We start from the raw sequence: 449 nt of genomic DNA, 5'->3' as shown, positions 1-449 counted from the left end.
ATCAACAACGGCAGCGCCGACAACCTGCAAACCGCCGACAACATCACCTACACCTTCGACATCACCCCCGACGCCGATGGGGAAGTGACCGTGGATATCGCAGCCGCCATCGCAGCGGATATCGCCGGAAACGATAACACCGCCGCCACCCAACTCACCCGGACGGCAGAAGATAATCCCGAGGAAGATAACGCTCAGGAAGATACCACTCAGGAAGATAACACTCAGGAAGATAACACTCAGGAAGATAACACTCAGGAAGATACGACTGAGGAAGATAACACTCAAGAAGATACCACTCAGGAAGATACGACTGAGGAGGATACGACTGAGGAAGATACGACTGAGGAAGATACGACTGAGGAAGATACGACTCAAGAAGATACCACTCAGGAAGATACGACTCAGGAAGATACGACTGAAGAGGATAATCCCGAGGAAGATAACAC

Annotated in this window: 1 protein-coding gene; it reads left to right on the top strand. The window is 51.0% G+C overall.

The window, feature by feature from the left end:
* On the top strand, positions 1-449 hold a 449-nt coding region (locus tag AC0QHF_RS16610; RefSeq protein WP_324705346.1), incomplete at both ends, for a hypothetical protein.

The sequence above is a fragment of the Lyngbya sp. CCY1209 genome (assembly GCF_055795065.1).
The sequence above is the reverse complement of the archived record's forward strand: the minus strand, read 5'-3'. Positions and strand labels throughout refer to the sequence as shown.